At 68.8% G+C, this 16,077-nt stretch carries 9 protein-coding genes; 1 reads left to right on the forward strand and 8 read right to left on the reverse strand.

The genetic code is table 11. The annotated features are described in order from the left end of the window. Nucleotides 1–9: 9 nt before the first annotated feature. From V7Z82_RS06490 to V7Z82_RS06505, 4 genes are all read right to left on the reverse strand, one after another. Nucleotides 10–6,099: an Ig-like domain-containing protein gene (locus tag V7Z82_RS06490; RefSeq protein WP_334149251.1), complete on the reverse strand. Its 6,090-nt coding sequence runs from the start codon at nt 6,097–6,099 to the stop codon at nt 10–12. Between the two features lie 120 nt (nt 6,100–6,219). After that, nucleotides 6,220–6,789 carry a DNA-3-methyladenine glycosylase I gene (locus tag V7Z82_RS06495; RefSeq protein ID WP_334149253.1) on the reverse strand — a complete coding sequence of 190 codons (570 nt, stop codon included), beginning with the start codon at nt 6,787–6,789 and terminating at the stop codon, nt 6,220–6,222. A 41-nt stretch (nt 6,790–6,830) separates the two neighbouring features. Further along, nucleotides 6,831–7,670, reverse strand: coding sequence for a PfkB family carbohydrate kinase (locus V7Z82_RS06500; protein WP_334149255.1), 840 nt, complete (start codon nt 7,668–7,670; stop codon nt 6,831–6,833). Between the two features lie 12 nt (nt 7,671–7,682). Then, nucleotides 7,683–8,273, reverse strand: coding sequence for a UTRA domain-containing protein (locus V7Z82_RS06505; RefSeq protein WP_334149257.1), 591 nt, complete (start codon nt 8,271–8,273; stop codon nt 7,683–7,685). A gap of 123 nt (nt 8,274–8,396) precedes the next feature. Between V7Z82_RS06505 and V7Z82_RS06510 the strand changes: the two genes are divergently transcribed. Continuing rightward, nucleotides 8,397–9,374 (forward strand): nucleoside hydrolase, encoded by a 978-nt coding sequence (locus V7Z82_RS06510; protein ID WP_334149259.1) that lies wholly within the window; start codon nt 8,397–8,399, stop codon nt 9,372–9,374. 80 nt (nt 9,375–9,454) lie between these two features. Here V7Z82_RS06510 and V7Z82_RS06515 read toward each other — a convergent pair whose 3' ends face one another. From V7Z82_RS06515 to V7Z82_RS06530, 4 genes are all read right to left on the reverse strand, one after another. Then, on the reverse strand, nt 9,455–10,501 hold the full coding sequence (locus V7Z82_RS06515) for an NAD(P)-dependent alcohol dehydrogenase (protein WP_334149261.1): 1,047 nt from the start codon (nt 10,499–10,501) through the stop codon (nt 9,455–9,457). A 161-nt stretch (nt 10,502–10,662) separates the two neighbouring features. Further along, nucleotides 10,663–12,729: an acyl-CoA dehydrogenase family protein gene (locus V7Z82_RS06520; RefSeq protein WP_334149263.1), complete on the reverse strand. Its 2,067-nt coding sequence runs from the start codon at nt 12,727–12,729 to the stop codon at nt 10,663–10,665. A gap of 248 nt (nt 12,730–12,977) precedes the next feature. Further along, complete coding sequence (locus V7Z82_RS06525) at nt 12,978–14,735, reverse strand: glycoside hydrolase family 3 protein (RefSeq protein ID WP_334149265.1); 1,758 nt, start codon at nt 14,733–14,735, stop codon at nt 12,978–12,980. 2 nt (nt 14,736–14,737) lie between these two features. Further along, nucleotides 14,738–16,036 carry an MFS transporter gene (locus V7Z82_RS06530; protein WP_334149266.1) on the reverse strand — a complete coding sequence of 433 codons (1,299 nt, stop codon included), beginning with the start codon at nt 16,034–16,036 and terminating at the stop codon, nt 14,738–14,740. Nucleotides 16,037–16,077: the final 41 nt, after the last annotated feature.

Consider the following 16,077-nt stretch of genomic DNA (forward strand, 5'->3'; position numbering starts at 1 on the left):
GAAGAAGTGTCATTGCCAGACGCGGTGCTCGAAGGCGGTGCCGTTGACCATGACCCAGACCTCGATCACGCCACGGCGGTTGCCGAGGTAGCAGCTCAACCGGCCACCGTAGTTGCCCGCGCCGTCCATCGTGATCGAATACGGGCCACCCCAGACGCCACCGTAGGTCGCGTCGTTGTTGTTGCATCGGACCGAGATGTTCTGGCCGGCGTCGAAGCCCTGCGCGTTGAGATAGAAGTACGCACAGGTTCCGTCGCTGCAGTTCGGCTGGCCGTTCGCGTCACCGCTCGAGGTGACCCAGGCGCGCGGATCCGGTTTCCTGCCCGAGGTGCCGGCATCCGAACCCGTGATCTTCTGGCCGGCTGCATCCGTCACCTCGACGTCGATGGTGTGCCGTTCGCTGTAGCCGTCGCCGACGGTCCGGCTCCCCGTCGCACCGACGGACTGCCACCCGCCGCCGTCGATGCGGATGCGGACTCCCGTGATCGCGCGACCGTTCTCCGAGGTGTTCGCGTTCCAGGTGAATGTCACGCTCTTCGCGTTCTGCTGCGCGCTGGTCGATGGTGCCTTCAACGGCCCGTACGGATTGCCCGTGATCTGGTTCGACGCGTCGCTCGCGTAGGTCGTGCCGTCGACGGTCGCGACCGAGCGCACCCGCACGTTGTAGTTCGTGCCGTTGCTGAGACCGGTGACGACGTTGTTCCCCGGCATCGCCGCCCAGCTGCCACCGCCGTTGAGCGAGTACTGGTGCTGCACCTCAGTCTGCTTGGCGCCGTTGCGAGCACCTGCCGTCCAGCCGAGCGTGAGCGACCGGTCACCCGGAGTGACCGACGAGAGGGTCGGCGCCCCCGGCTTGTTCACGCCACGGCGAGGCGCGGACATCGGGCTCCACTCCCCGAACCCAGCCTTGTTGGTCGCTCGGATGCGGTAGGTGTACGCCGTCTCGGAGGCCGCAACGGTGACGGCCTGCGTCTTGGCGGATGCTCCGGGAGTGATCGTGCTGCGGAGGGTCGACCCCTCCCACACCTGGAGCTCGTACGAGTCGATCGCGTCGCCGTTGGAGTTCGGCGGCACCCACGACACCTGCATCTGCGCCTGCGAGCCCACGCCCTGGATCTCGGCCGTCGTCGGGGCTGCAGCAGCCAACGGCGGACCCGCGGGAATCTCGGATGCCGACCAGCCGCTCCAGCTCGACGGCTCCGGTGCGCGGTTGTGCGCCTGCACGCGGATCTGGTAGTTCGCCCCGTTCTCGAGGCCCTCCCAGGTCATCGAGTTTCCGGTCGCCTGCTTCTGCGAGACACCGGACGGCGGTGCCGGCGAGATCTCCAGCGTGTAGCTCTCGACCGGTGACCCCGGCGTCGTCGGGGTCACCCAGTTGACCTTGAGCGACTTGTCGCCGAAGACCAGGGTGGGCGGGTTCGGGGTGTCGGGGCGCGCGTCCGGTCGCGCGACGGCCGACGTCCCCGAGGGCTTCGACTCGCCGACGCGGTTCGTCGCCGTCACCTGGAACGTGTACTCCACGTTGTTGGTGAGCCCGTCGAGCGTGCAGGTCGTCGACTGGCACTCCTTCGTGTACGGATTGCCGCCGACCGACCTGACCGTGTACTTCGTGATCTCCGCACCGTTGTTCGACGGCGCACCGTACGACACGACGACGAGACGGTCCTGCACACTCGACACGGTCGGAGCACCCGGCGCCTCCGGGACGCCCTGCACGGTGACGACGATCTGACCGTTCGCCTCGCGGTCGGGGTCCTTCGTCGCGTCCTGGATGCGGTAGCGCACGACCATCGTGCCGACGAAACTCGCATCGGGAGTGACGACGACCTCATCGCCCTTGACGGAGGCGCCGCCGGAGCCCGACTCGGTCGACGCGCTCAGGAGCTTCAGCGGCGTCTCGGGGAACGGGTTGAAGTCGTTCGCCAGGACGGGCACGGTGATGCTCTTGCCCTGGTCCGCCTCGGAGACCGTGTCGGTGTTCGCCGTCGGAAGCGGCCTGGTCGAGGCGCCGACACGCACCGTCACGGTGCCGTCGACGGGCTCGGTCGTGCCGTCGGTGATCTCGAGCTTCAGCGACGCGACTGTCCCCTTCTCGACATCGGACGACGCCGCGACGAGCAGCTTGCCGTCTTCGATCTTCGCGGTGATGCCCTTGCCTGCACCGCTCACGTACTTGAACGAGTGCTTGCCCTCGTCCTCCGGATCGGGGTCCGTCGTGAGCGGAGCGAGGTCGAGGCTGGTCGCCTCCTCACCGGGCGCGACGATCATCTCGGTGCCGATGAACTCAGGCTGCTGGTTCTCCGGCGGCAGCACGTTGATCGGGATGGTCAACGTCGCCGTGCGGCCCTCCGGGTCGTCGGGACCGGTCCCGTCGGTCACCTCGAAGGTGATGGCGTCCTGGCCGAAGTAGCCGTCGGCCGAGGTGTAGACCAGCGTCGTCTCATCCTGCACCAGGTCGGCGCCGTTCGCGTGGATCGCGCTCACCTTGGCGTGCTCGGTGATGCGCGCGGTTCCACCGCCGGCGACGGTGACGTACTTCGAGAGCGGGATGTCCTTCGTCTCGCCGCTCATGACCTCGATCGGCTTCGTCGAGTCGAGGATGGGTCGGAGATCGGACTCCGCAGGTACGAAGATGAACGCGGATGCCGCGAGGTCGTCCTGATCGGTGATCGTGTATCGGATGAGCTGCAGGTCCTCGGTGACGGTGACGCGCACCTTGCCGTTCTCGAGCTGCGTGGCTCCGTCGCCGAGCGTCACCTTCAGGCGGTCCGTCGTGCCATCCGGATCCTCGTCGTTCTTGAGGATCTCGATGTCGGCACTCAACGTGCCGTCGGTGAGGTCCGTGGGTCGAACGCGGTCATCGCGCGCGACCGGAGCCTGCAGCGGCACGTCCTCGTCGACCGTGATCTGCAGCGCAGCCGTCGAGGTGGCTCCACGGGTGTCTCGAATCGTGTACTGGAGCGACGTCTCCAGCGCCTTGTCCGGCGCCTGCACCAGCACGCGGTCTCCGGAGACGCGGGCGGTGATGCCCGTCTCGGTCGGCACCTCGAGTCCGTCCTTGACGAGGACGATCTCGTCACCCTCGGGATCGGAGTCGTTCTCCAAGACCGGGACCGCGATCTCTCGCCCCGGGCGCACGACGACGGCGTCCTTCACGGCATACGGCGCCTGGTTGGTCTGCTCGCCCGGCGCGATGCCGACGCGGATGGTCGCGATGCCCTCCTTGCCGAGGCGGTCGCGCACGCGGTACTTGAAGACGTCGACGCCGGCCGAATCGTCGAACGCCTCGTAGGAGAAGTAGTTCGCTGCGGTCTCGGTGATGCGACCCTTGGTCGGGCTCGAGGCGATGTCGATCAGCTCGACCGAGTCGCCGTCGGCGTCGATGCCGTCCAGCGGCACGGCGATGTTCGCCGTCGATCCGGCGAGCACCCGGGCGACGAGGTCCTGCGGACGCGGAGCGGCGTTCGTCTCCACGTCGACGGGGAGGATCTGGATCGTGACGTACCCAGCGGCCTTCTGCTGCCTCGAGTCGACCGCCTCATACGTGAGGTAGACGGTCTTCGCGACCGGCCCCGCCTTGAAGCGCACCACGTCCTGCGAGACGAACGCCTCGCCGTCCTCGGGATCGATGAAGGGCTCGATCAGCTCCGGTGCGAGGTGCAGCACGTCGTCGTTCGGGTGCGTGTCGTTGTCGAGCACCGGGATCGTGACGACATCGCCCGCGCGCACGATCGCCGTGTCGTCGTTCGCATCCGGCTGGAGGATCTTGTCCGGTGCCGGGATCGGGATCACGATGACCTCGCCCTCGGCAGACTTCGACCCGTTCGAGATCCGGTACTTGATGCGTGCCTGGTCGGTGAGCGCGCCCTGGTCGGTGATCCGCAGGGTCTCGTGGTTGATCACGGACACCGAGATGCCGGAGTTCTCCTCGATCGAGACCGATTGGACGACGAGGATCCCGCCTGCAGGGTCGACGTCGTTCGCGAGCACGCCGATGAGGACGTCGCCACCCGTCGGGAGGAGCGCGACGTCTCGGACGGCGACGGGCGGGAGGTCCGTCTCGCTCGCCTCCAGCACGTCGACACGCACGATGCCCTCGCCGTTCTCGGGCCCGGCGGTCGCCAGGTACAGCACGTAGTACGTGCCGGGAGCGTCGGCGGTGAAGCTGAACGTCTTGTTCGGGAAGTCGGGGAGTACGGTCGCCCCAGGCACCTCGCTGACGCGACCGAGGCGCAGCGACTCTCGACCGGAGCTGGTGTCGTTCGCCAGCGGCGCCACGGTGACCTGCTCGCCGACGCGCGTCACGACGTGGTCGGCATTGGTCTTCGGCTGCGTCGAGCCCTCGGGACGAACGTCGAGGGTCACCGTCGCGGTGGCGGTCTCTCCGTACGCGTCGGCGACCGAGACCTGGATCTCCTTGCGCCCCTGGAGGCTCGCCGTCGCCTTGTACGTGATCTGACCGTCGGTCGTGAAGTCGACCTCATCGCCAGGAGCCGGGACGACGTCCTTCAGGTAGACGTCGTCGCCCTCGGGATCGATCCAGTCGGGAAGGATGTTGTAGGAGATCGTGCCACCGGTCTCGACGGTGAGACTCGTCTTCCGCTTCGGCACCGGCGCCGTGTTGATGCTCGTCTCGTAGACCGTGAGCGAGACCGATGCGGTGTCCTTGCCGCCGCGGCCGTCATCGGCCTCGTACGTGAAGTTCGTGGAGCCCGACGCGTCCTCCGCGACAGCGATCTGCAGCGATCCACCGTTCTGCACCTGCTGGATCGTGCCGATCGACGGCTGCGATTCGGCGAGCGTCGCGACGAGCACGTCGCCGTCCGGATCGTTGTCGTTGTCGAGCACCGGCAGCATCGTGGTCACGCCGGGACGGACGCCGAAGGAATCGTCTTCGGCGATCGGAGGAGTGTTCTCCTCCTTGCGCTCGGGGAGGGTCGTCTCGACGGTCTCCTCGGTGGAGTCGTCCTCGTTCTCGGTCTCGCCCTCCGGCGGCGTGAGATCGTTCCAGTTGTCGACGCGCTGGAGGCTCTCGTCGGCCAGCCATGCTGCGCCGCCGACGGCGTCGTTGAGGATGATGACGTCACGGTTCACGCGGAAGACGAGGCTCTTCGAGTCCTCAGCGCCGTCGACCGTCGCATTGACGTCGTTCGCAGTCCCAGGGCACTCCCGGATGAACGTCGCCGACCCCGCCCATGCTCCATAGGTGCACCCCCGCAGCCACACCGGTGCCGCTGCGGTGCCGTTCGAGCCGGCGTCGACCTCGGTCGGCTCGCTGCCGTCGAGGGGCACGCTCAGGAGCGCGGTCGGAGTGGCGACCGCCACGGCGTCCGTGGTCGCCGATGCCTGCTGCAGGACAGCCTGATCGGCGTCCGCGACCTCGGTGCGGAATCCGCCCGGCGAGGTGACCACACCAGCCGCTGCATCGAGGACGACCGGGGTGCGGCCCACTGCGGTGATGGTGGGCTTCGCCGAGGCGTCGATCTCGCCGACCGACGCGGTCGACGAGTCGAGCGGCTCGCCCTCGGTGTCGACCGGGACGGTGACGACCTCACCGCGTTCAGCGGAGAGCCCGAAGACCGTCCCGTCGTCCGCGACCACGACATCGGCGTTCGCGCCGAGCTCGGCGACCGGGTCCCTGACCTCGGCTTCGAACGAGGAGACGCCCTGCACCGGCACGACCCACAGCTCGCCCGTCTTCTGATCGAGGATCGCCGCCGTGCTGCTGCCGAGCGCGACCTTCGAGGCCGAGGGGATCCCGGCGGAGTCTCCGAGCGATACCCGAGCAGGATCGACGCTCGTGACCGTGGAGGCGTTCTCATCGACGACGAGGATGTTCGATGCCGCCTGCAGGATGTCGTAGTTCTCGCCGGTCGTGCGGAGCCCTCCGTCGAGGACCGTCGACTCGTGGTTGAAGTGACCGACGAGCAGGCTCGAGGTCTTGGTGATCCAGACGCCGCCGTCGTTCAGATCGACCTTGGTGGTCGGAAACCCCTCATACGTGAACGCCATGGTGGTGATCGCGATGACGCCGACCGTGACACCTGCCGCCGACGCCAACGTCTTCGGCCGCGCACGCATCCATGACAGCGCCTTCATACCGTGTTCCCCCCACAGGTCCGTGCTCGACTTCGTGCCGATGACCTCAGGCCGTACGGCGCACGTGATTATCCTAACCGCGGCTCGGTATATCACCGCATGGGCAGAATTGCCCATCCATCAGGCGCGCCAGCACCCTTCGATATGGTCGTCGACCATCCCGGCCGACTGCATGAGCGCGTACATCGTGGTCGGACCGACGAAGCGGAAGCCGCGGCGGCGGAGCTCCTTGCTCAGGGCCGTCGACTCGGCTGTGACCGCGGGCACGTCTGCGAACGAGTGAGGTCGGGAATCGGATGCCGCCGGCGCGAACGACCACATCAGCACGTCGAGCTCGCCCTCGGCCATGCCTCGGACGATGTTCGCGTTGCCGATCGTGGCCAGGATCTTGGCGCGGTTGCGGATGATGCCGGCATCCGCCATCAGCCGTTCGATGTCTGCATCATCGAACTCGGCGACCAGCTCGGGGTCGAACCCGGCGAACACCTCTCGGAACCTCGGCCGCTTGCGCAGGATCGTGATCCACGACAGCCCGGCCTGGAAGCCCTCGAGCGCCATCTTCTCGAACAGCGCCCGGTCGCCGTGCAGCGCCGTTCCCCACTCCTCGTCGTGGTACCGGCGGTACTCGACATCGTCGCCCACCCAGGCGCAGCGGGCGCGGTCGTCAGGGCCGGTGATCAGGGAGGTCATGCGCTCAGGCTAGCCGGGGTGGCTGACATCGCCGAGCGGACTCAACTCCGGAGGTAGCTGGAGTACGAGGAGAGCAGCGGCTGCGATCGCGGATCGGCCACGGCGGCGGCACCGACCGCACAGGCGGCGGCGAGCGCATCCGCGGGTGCCACCCCTGATGCGAGGCCGATCGTGAGCGCGGCGCAGAACGCGTCGCCGGCTCCGACCGTGTTCTCGACCGTGGTCCTGACCGCCGGCGCCGCGGCGACCTCGACGCCGGATTCGAACAGCCGAGCCCCGTCGGCGCCGTAGGTCACGGCAACGCGCTTCGCCTCGCGGAGCGCCGGGATCAGCGCGTACTCGGTCTCGTTCACGATGATGAGGTCAGCGCGCTCGAGCACGACGTCGGGCAGCTCCCGAGCTGGCGCAGCGTTCACGGCGAGGTAGCCCTGCACGCGCTCGGCGAGCTCGGCCACGAGGTCGATCGAGATCTCGAGTTGTGCGAGCACGGCCTCACCCGGCGCGAAGACGATGCCGTCGAGATCGATGTCGCCGTTCGCCCCCTCGCAGACGGCGATCTGGTTCTCACCCTCTCGATCGACGACGATCAGGGCGACGCCGGTCGGCTCCTCGCTGACCGCGATGCCGCTCGTGTCGACACCGGCCGCGTCGAGCTCCGATCGCATCCATGCACCGTCACCGTCGGTACCGACTGCGCCGATCATCCGGACGGTGGCGCCGAGCCGGGCGGCCGCCGCAGCCTGGTTGGCGCCCTTCCCACCCGCTTCGCGGACCAGCCGGCCGCCGCCGACGGTCTCGCCGGCCTGGGGAAGACGATCGGCACGCGCCGTGAGGTCGACGTTGATGCTGCCGACGATGGTGAGGGAGAGAGGGTTCTGCACGACGGCTCGCATTCAGGTGGTGGTCTGGACGACGGAGAGGTGACCGACTCTCGACGAGACGATGCACTTGGCGAGGTAGACCGGCACGCCCCCGGTCGTCACGGTCTGGGTGAGGATGAGCACGGGATCGGAGGCGCCGAGACCGAGCAGCGCACCGCGGGAGGTGCCGACGACGTTGACGGTGATCTCGCACACCGCCGAGTCGAAGACGACGCTCGTCTGCTCGCGCAGCGCCGCCAGCACGCTCGACGACGATGCCGCCGCAGCATCCAGTCCGTCGGCGAGCTCCTGGCTGATGTCGCTCAGATAGCGTCCTGCCGGCAGATGCTCCTGCAGGATGGCGACGGGTTCACCGTGCCGCTCGACGACGGCTTCGCGGAACCAGGTGTTCGCCGCGGGGTCCAGGGCGAGCTTGCTGGAGGTGAAGTCGGTGGTGGACTGCAGCTCGAAGCTGACCGTGCGGACGACGACGTCGTCCTCTCCGTCGGAGAGCGCCTGCTCCAACGGCCGCAGCTCCTCGAGGCCCACCCGAGGGAGGTCGTCGGCGACGAATCGGCCGATGCCACGGCGCGTGATGATGAGCCCGTCCTCCTCCAGCAGCATCAGCGCCTCGCGGACGACCGTGCCCTCTTCACCAGTTTCCTCATCACGACGCGGACTCCCGCAGCGGACTGACCGACGGGGCGGCCGCACCCGCGGCCGCCCTCCCGACCACCGGAGCACCTCATGACCTTCACCCCCACCCGTCCCGTCTACTTCGACTGCGACACCGGCATCGACGACTCGCTCGCCCTCGCCTACCTCCTCGCCTCTCCGGAGATCGAGCTGGTCGGCATCGGCACCGTCAGCGGGAACACCAGCGCCGCGCAGGCGGCAGTCAACACGCTCGCACTGCTCGAGCTCGCCGGCCGAACCGACGTGCCGGTGGCCATCGGCGCACACGATTTCCTCTCGCACCCCTTCGACGGCGGCGCCCCGCACGTGCACGGCGACAACGGCATCGGCGAGGTCGACCTGCCGGTCGCAGCGCGAGCAGCGGAGCAGGAGAGCGCGGCGCAGATGCTGATCCGGCTCTCGCACGAGCACCGGGGCACGCTCGAGGTGATCACGGTCGGCCCGCTGACGAACATCGCGACGGCGCTCGAACTCGACCCGACCCTGCCGTCGAGGGTGGCGCAGGTCACCGCGATGGGCGGCGCCGCACTCGTACCGGGCAACATCACCCCGGTCGCCGAGGCGAACATCGGCAACGACCCGGAGGCCGCGTCCGCGACGCTCGCGGCGGACTGGCCGGTCACGCTGGTGCCGCTGGACGTGACGATGGAGAACGTGTTCGACGAGCAGGATCGCGCAGCCCTGCTGGCCTCGGATGCGCCGCTGGCGAAGACGGTGGGGGCGATGCTCGACTTCTACTTCGACTTCTACGTCGAGACCTACGGCGATCGCTGCAGCGCCCTGCACGATCCCCTCGCCGCGGCGATCGCGGTCGGCGGGATCACCGCCACGAACGCGCCGGCCGTCGACGTCGTGGTCGACACCTCGCAGGGACCGGCACGCGGTCAGGTGATCTGCGATCTCAGGGGCCAGCGCCGTGGACCGGTGGATCAGCCCGGCGCGACGGTCCGCGTCGTGCTCGCCACGGATGCTCCGCTCGCACCGCATCTCGTGGCACGCATGACCGGCGCCGAGGTCCTCGTCGGCTGACGCTGGTCGGCTGACGCTGGTCGGATGGCGCGGAGCTGCGGGGGTGCTGGTCGGCACCCCCGCAGCCTCCAGTCGTCGTCTCAGTCCTCGAAGGTCGAGGCGTCGATCACGAAGCGGTACCGCACGTCAGAGGCGAGCACCCGGTCGTAGGCGGCGTTGATCTCGGAGGCCGGGATGACCTCGATCTCGGCGCCGATGCCGTGCTCGGCGCAGAAGTCGAGCATCTCCTGGGTCTCCTGGATGCCGCCGATGTTCGAGCCGGCCAGCGAACGGCGACCGCCGATCAGCGACATGACCTGCACCGGCAGCGGCTCGGCGGGGGCTCCGACGCAGATCATCGTGCCGCCGACGTCGAGCAGCCCGAGGTATGCGCGCAGATCGACGACGGCGCTGACCGTGTTGAGGATCACGTCGAACGACGAACGCAGGTCGCGGAACGTCTCCGAGTCGCCGGTCGCGAAGTAGTGGTCGGCGCCGAGCCGCAGCCCGTCGTCCTTCTTGTTCAGGGTCTGCGAGAGCACCGTGACCTCTGCCCCCATCGCGTGCGCGATCTGCACGCCCATGTGGCCGAGACCGCCGAGGCCGACGACCGCCACCCTGGTGCCCGGTCCGACGTTCCAGTGCCGCAGCGGCGAGTAGGTCGTGATGCCGGCGCACAGCAGCGGCGCCGCGACATCGAGGGCGAGCCCGTCGGGGATGCGCAGCGCGAAGCCCTCGGTGACCACGACCTGCTGCGAGTAGCCGCCCTGGGTGATCGTGCCGTCGCGGTCCGTGCCGCCGTAGGTGAAGACCGCACCCTGCGTGCAGAACTGCTCGTCGCCGCGAAGGCAGTTGCGGCACTCGCCGCAGGAGTTCACGAGGCACCCGACCCCGACCCGGTCGCCGACCGCGTGCTTCGTCACCTCGGTGCCGACCGCCGCGACGGTACCGGCGATCTCGTGCCCCGGTGCGAGCGGGTAGTGCTGCGGACCCCAGTCACCGCGGACGGTGTGGATGTCGGAGTGGCAGATGCCGGCGTAGGCGATGTCGATCAGCACGTCGTGCGGCCCGAGCTCGCGGCGTTCGATCGTCGTCTTCTCGAGGGGCGCTGCCTCGCTCGGTGCGGCATAGGCGGTGACGGTGGTCATTCGGGTGCTCCCTGCTCTCGATCATGCGCCGCGGCCGGCGCCGGATCGACGCTACACGGGGAGTTCATGTGCGGGATTCAGCGAGACCGCCTGCACCGCACACGAATCCCGCCCCGAACGCAGCGGCTCGGGGCGGGATCACTGCATCGTGAACGCCGAGGTCAGCGCTTCCTGGCCTTCAGCGCCTTCTCCTGGATCGGGGCGGAGCCTGACGCCGCGAGGTCGGCGTAGTACGCGCGGGCCTCGTCCTGGCGCTGCTGCTCGATGCCGGAGGCGATCGGCGCGCGCACGTGCTCCGGCTCGTAGCCGAACGCCTCCACGAGGTCGAGCGCGTGCGGACGCAGCCGCGCGCACAGGCGGTCGATGTAGCTCGACACCGCTGCGGCTCGCTGCGTCGACAGACGACCGTTGATCAGGTGCCAGGCCAGGTGCTTCTCGATCAGCTGCAGCCCGAAGAGGTCGCGGAGCCAGGTGAGCACCTGCTTCGTGTCGGCATCGGTGATCGTGTGCACGGCGTCGGTGAACGCCTCCCACTGCAGCAGTTCGCCGTGCGCACGGGCGGCCTCGATGAGCTCGGCCTGGTTCTCGTTGAACAGTCGGGAGCCCAGCGCCCTGTCCTTCGCGCCAGGTCGCAGGCGCCCGGCGATGTCGGACACCATCTGCTGCACTCGTCCGGCGAGGAGCGCGTGCTGCTGCTCCTCGCGGAGGCCGTTCTCGACCGAGCGCGACACCTGGCCGAGGTCGGCGAACGCCTGACCCAGCTGACGCAGACCGGCTCCGTGGAACACCTTGCCCGCCGTCATCCCGACAGCGAACTTCGCGAGCGCCGCAGCATCCTTTCCGGTGAACTGCTTGGCGTAGTCGGTGAGCAGACGCTTGCCGACCAGCTGCAGCAGCACGTTGTTGTCGCCCTCGAACGTGACGTAGATGTCGAGGTCGGCGCGGAGTCCGACGAGGCGGTTCTCGAACATGAACCCGGCACCGCCGCAGGCCTCGCGTGCCTCCTGCAGGGTGTCGAGCGCATGCCAGGTCGACAGCGGCTTCAGCGCGGCAGCCAGCGTCTCGAGGTCTTCGCGGTCGTCCGGGGTGTCGGTGCGGCCGGAGAAGACGCCGTCGAACTTCTGCAGGAACTCGTCGTGCGCGAAGATCTGCGCGTACGTCGTCGCGAGACGCGGCAGCAGACGGCGCTGGTGCTTGCCGTAGTCGAGCAGCACCACCTCGTGCCCGTCGACGCCGTCGAACTGGCGGCGCTGCGAGGCGTAGGTGATCGCGATCTGGAGTCCGAGCGCGGATGCCCACGAGGCCGCACCGTCGAGAGACACACGGCCCTGCACCAGGGTGCCGAGCATCGTGAAGAAGCGGCGGCCGGGGCTGTCGATCGCGCTGGAGTACGTGCCGTCCGCGGCGACGTCGCCGTAGCGGTTCAGCAGGTTGGTCCGAGGGATGCGGACGTGGTCGAACGACAGGCGTCCGTTGTCGATGCCGTTCAGGCCGCCCTTGAGGCCGTCGTCCTCGCGGCCGATGCCCGGGAGGTCGACGCCGTCCTCGCCGCGAAGCGGCACGTAGAAGCAGTGCACGCCGTGGTTCACGCCGTTCGTGATCAGCTGCGCGAAGACGGTGGCCGCGACGCCGTGCAGGGCTGCGTTGCCGAGGTACTCCTTCGTCGCACCGCGGAACGGCGTGTTGATGACGAACTCCTGCGTCTCCGCGTCGTAGGTCGCGGTCGTGCCGACGGCCGCGACATCGGAGCCGTGGCCGATCTCGGTCATCGCGAACGCGCCGGGGATCGACAGGTCCATGACGCCGGGCAGCCACTGCTCGTGGTGCTCCTTCGTGCCGAGCTGCAGGATCGCCGAGCCGAAGAGGCCCCACTGCACGCCCGACTTGATCTGCAGGCTCGGGTCGGCGACCACGAGCTCCTCGAAGCCGGCGATGTTGGCCCCGTTGTTCTCCTCGCCGCCGAGCGACTTCGGGAAGGCGCGGTGCACCGCCTTGTTGTCGACGAGGAGGTGCAGCTGGCTCAGCACGCGCTCGCGGTGCTCGTCCTTGCCGAGCTCGTCCTTGCGCCAGAACGCCGAGTCCTTGATCATCTCGCGCGCCTGGCGGCGGGTGTCGCCCCAGGTGCCGAGCAGCTTGTCGGTGAGCTGGGAGACATCGATCTGCGGGGTGCGCTGAGCGGTGTTCGGCTCGGCGGATGGCGTCGAAGAGCGGACGGCGGCGTCGACCATGAGCATTCCTCTCGAAGAGAAGTAGGGATGCTCTCATGGTAGGTCTGCGACAAACCATGACGAAGTCGCCTGTGCTCTTCCTCCAACCTGCTCCCGGCACATCCCCGCTCGCCGTTGTCGCCAGGCGACAGGATGCCCGCTCCCCCATCCGCCGAGCGGCCCCCTTCCATGCGACCGGCCCCCTTGCATACGTCGCCAAAGGGGTGGCTCGCACGCAAGGGGGCCGGTCGGCACCGGGGGGGGCGGGGCTAGAGCGAGAGACCGTGCCCGAAGCGGAACAGCGGGTCGGCGGTGTCGAACGGCACATCGGGGGCGGATGCCTCGATCGCGGCCATCGAGCGCGGCAGGTCGAACGGCAGCCTGCCCTGCGCCGGTGCTGCACCGCTGAGCACGTCGAGCAGTGCTGCACCCGAGGAGCCCCAGTTCACGGTGACCGCCGCCGCGGCGTCCACGAGTTGCGTGAGGATCGGCGGACGGTCGGCGAGCACGTCGACCACGGTCGGCACTGCCGCCGCGACCGCACGCACGTGCGCCACGGTGTCGGCATCGAAGTCGAGCGAGCCCGCGTGGAAGAAGTTCTCGAACATCGTCTCCCGCTCCTCGAACGGCGCCTGCAACCGGATCACGGCGAGGTCGGCCTCGGTCGGCGTCGCGACGACCTCGCCGTATGCGGCGGCGACGGCGGCATCGATCCCCTCGACGTACAGCTTCAGCCCGCGCCTGAACGGCAGCGCCCCGCCGTTCGCGAGCACCGTGATCGACGCGCGCTGCGCCTCTTCACCCGCTGCCCGGAACTCCGCGCTTCCGACGATCTCGTCCGCGGCATCCGCATCCACGAAGGGGTTCTCGAACAGTCCGAGCTCGAACTTCTCGCGCAGCAGCCGTCGGGCCGAGACGTCGATGCGCTCCTCGCTGATCTCACCGTCGGCGATGAGCTCGAGCAGCAGCTCGGGGCAGTCCTCGCCGCCGAACTGGTCGGCGCCGGCATCCAGCACCTTCTTCATCCGCTCGCGTGGCGACAGCTCCTCGACGCCCCACGCTCGCGCGGGGAACGGCTGACCGAAGATCTCGGAGTCGTTGATCAGGCCCCAGTCCGTGCAGACCAGCCCGTCGAAGCCATACCGCTCGCGCAACAGCCCGGTGATGACGGACTTGTTGAAGCCGAAGCCGACCTCCTCGTACTCGGTTCCGACCGGCATGCCGTAGTAGGGCATCATCTGGCGTGTGCCGGCGGCGAGCGCGTCCTCGAACGGCTGCAGGTGCAGCTCGAACCGGCCGCCCGGGTACACCTGCTCTCGGCCGTACGGGAAGTGCGGGTCCTCGCCGTCCTTCTGCGCACCGCCGCCGGGGAAGTGCTTCGTCATCGTCGAGACCGAACCAGGACCGAACGACGCGCCCTGGAAGCCGCGGATGTATGCCGCGCCGAGCGCGCCCGACAGCTCGGCATCCTCACCGAAGGTCGCCGTCTGGCGCGCCCAACGCGGCTCGGTGGCGAGGTCGACCTGGGGGTGCAGCGCGACGCGCAGCCCGACCGCGGTGTACTCCTGTCGGGCGATGTCGGCGAAGCGCTCCACGAGCGCCTCGTCGCGCGTCGCCGCGAGCCCGAGCGTCTCGGGCCACTGCGAGAACGGGCCGGCGAGGATCGAGGCGCCGGGGTTCTCGCTGAACGAGTGCCGCGGATCGGTCGACAGCGTCACGGGGATGCCGAGTCGGGTGGATGCCGCCAGGTCCTGCAGCGCGTTCTGCCACGCCGCGATCTCGCGACCGGTGGGGGCAGCGCCGAGCAGATTGAAGTGGGTCATCTGCTTGACGTCGATGAACTCGCGAGCGCTCGGCGTGCCGAAGATCGGGTTCGGCTCGTCGAGGTCGCCGATCGCGATCATCGTGTGGAAGAAGAGACCGGCCTTCTCCTCGATCGTCATCTCGTCGAGCAGCAGCTGCACGCGCTCGTCGACGGGCAGCTCGGTGTCGAGCCACGGGCGGGTCGTTGTGGTGGTGTCCGTCATGGTCACTTGACTCCCTTGATGCGGTAGACGAGCACGGCACCGGCGAGCGCGACGAGCGCTCCGAACAGGTACCAGGTGGTGTAGCCGCCGAGCGGCGTCGCCGCCCCGAGCGCGATGATGCCGGGGGCGATCGCCGGTGCGATCGACTGGGGCAGCGCGTTGGCGATGTTGAGGACGCCGAGGTCCTTCGCGACGTCGTCGGGGTTGGGCAGCACCTCGGTGGCGAGCGCGAGGTCGACCGAGAGGAAGGAGCCGGCGCCGAGGCCGATGATCGCCTGCGCGATGATGACCGTCGTGACGTCGGGGGCGACGGCGAGGATCACGAGGCCGACGACCATGATCACCCCGGCGATCGCGACGAACGGACGGCGCTTGCCGAGCTTGTCGGAGAGGAATCCGCCGAGCGGGGACGAGATCGCCATCGCGGCCATCGAGGCGAGATTGGCGAGCAGGATCGTGCCGACCGCGCCCTGCTCGTCGAGCTGGAACTTCGTCACGAGGTACAGCGGCAGGAAGGTCGCGATGCCGGCGTAGCCGAACATCACGAAGAACTTCGTCAGCCAGGTCCAGCCGAAGTCGGGGTGCTTGCGGGGGTTGAAGACGAACGAGCCGAAGAACATGCCGACCGTGAAGCGCTCAGCGGGCTTCTCGGTGAGGACGCGGTCCTTCAGGCTCAGGACGAAGACGATCACGAGGATCAGCGCGATCACACCGGGGACCACGAAGCGCTCGAAGTCGCCGGGGAGGAAGTTCACCAGGAAGCTGCCGGCGAGGATGCCGATCGGGGTCGTGATGCCGACGATGCCGGACACCTTGCCGCGGCTGCGCACCGGCACCTGGTCCGGGAGCGTGGCGTTGGCCGCCGCCAGCACCGCGTTCATCGAGGTCTGCACGAGGCACCAGGCGAGGAGCACCATCCAGATGGACGTCGCCGCGCCGATGATCGCGAAGCCGCCGAGGCCGACGATCGCGCCGCCGAGGATCCAGGGGCGACGCATGCCCCAGCGCGAGGTGGTGCGGTCGGAGAGACGGCCGACGAGCGGGTTGGCAATGAGGGCGAAGGCGGCGCCGACACCCATCACGAGTCCGAGACTGCCCTCGGTGTTGGTCGGATCGATGTGCTGGATCTTGAAGGCCATCGACACCATCACGGGGGTGAGCAGTGCGAGGTAGACGCCGAAGTTCACGGCGGCGAGGCCCGGGGTGTAGCCGCGGGGCGTGCGGGGCGGCGTCGTCCCGGGCAGTTTGAAGCCGGTGGTGCCGACCGCGGCCGCACTCGCGGCGGATGACAGCTCTGTCATGAGGTCCCTTTCGAAATGCCGCACGTCATCGGGCGAACGCG

The organism is Microbacterium sp. (assembly GCF_036823965.1).
In the GTDB taxonomy this organism is placed as follows: domain Bacteria; phylum Actinomycetota; class Actinomycetes; order Actinomycetales; family Microbacteriaceae; genus Microbacterium.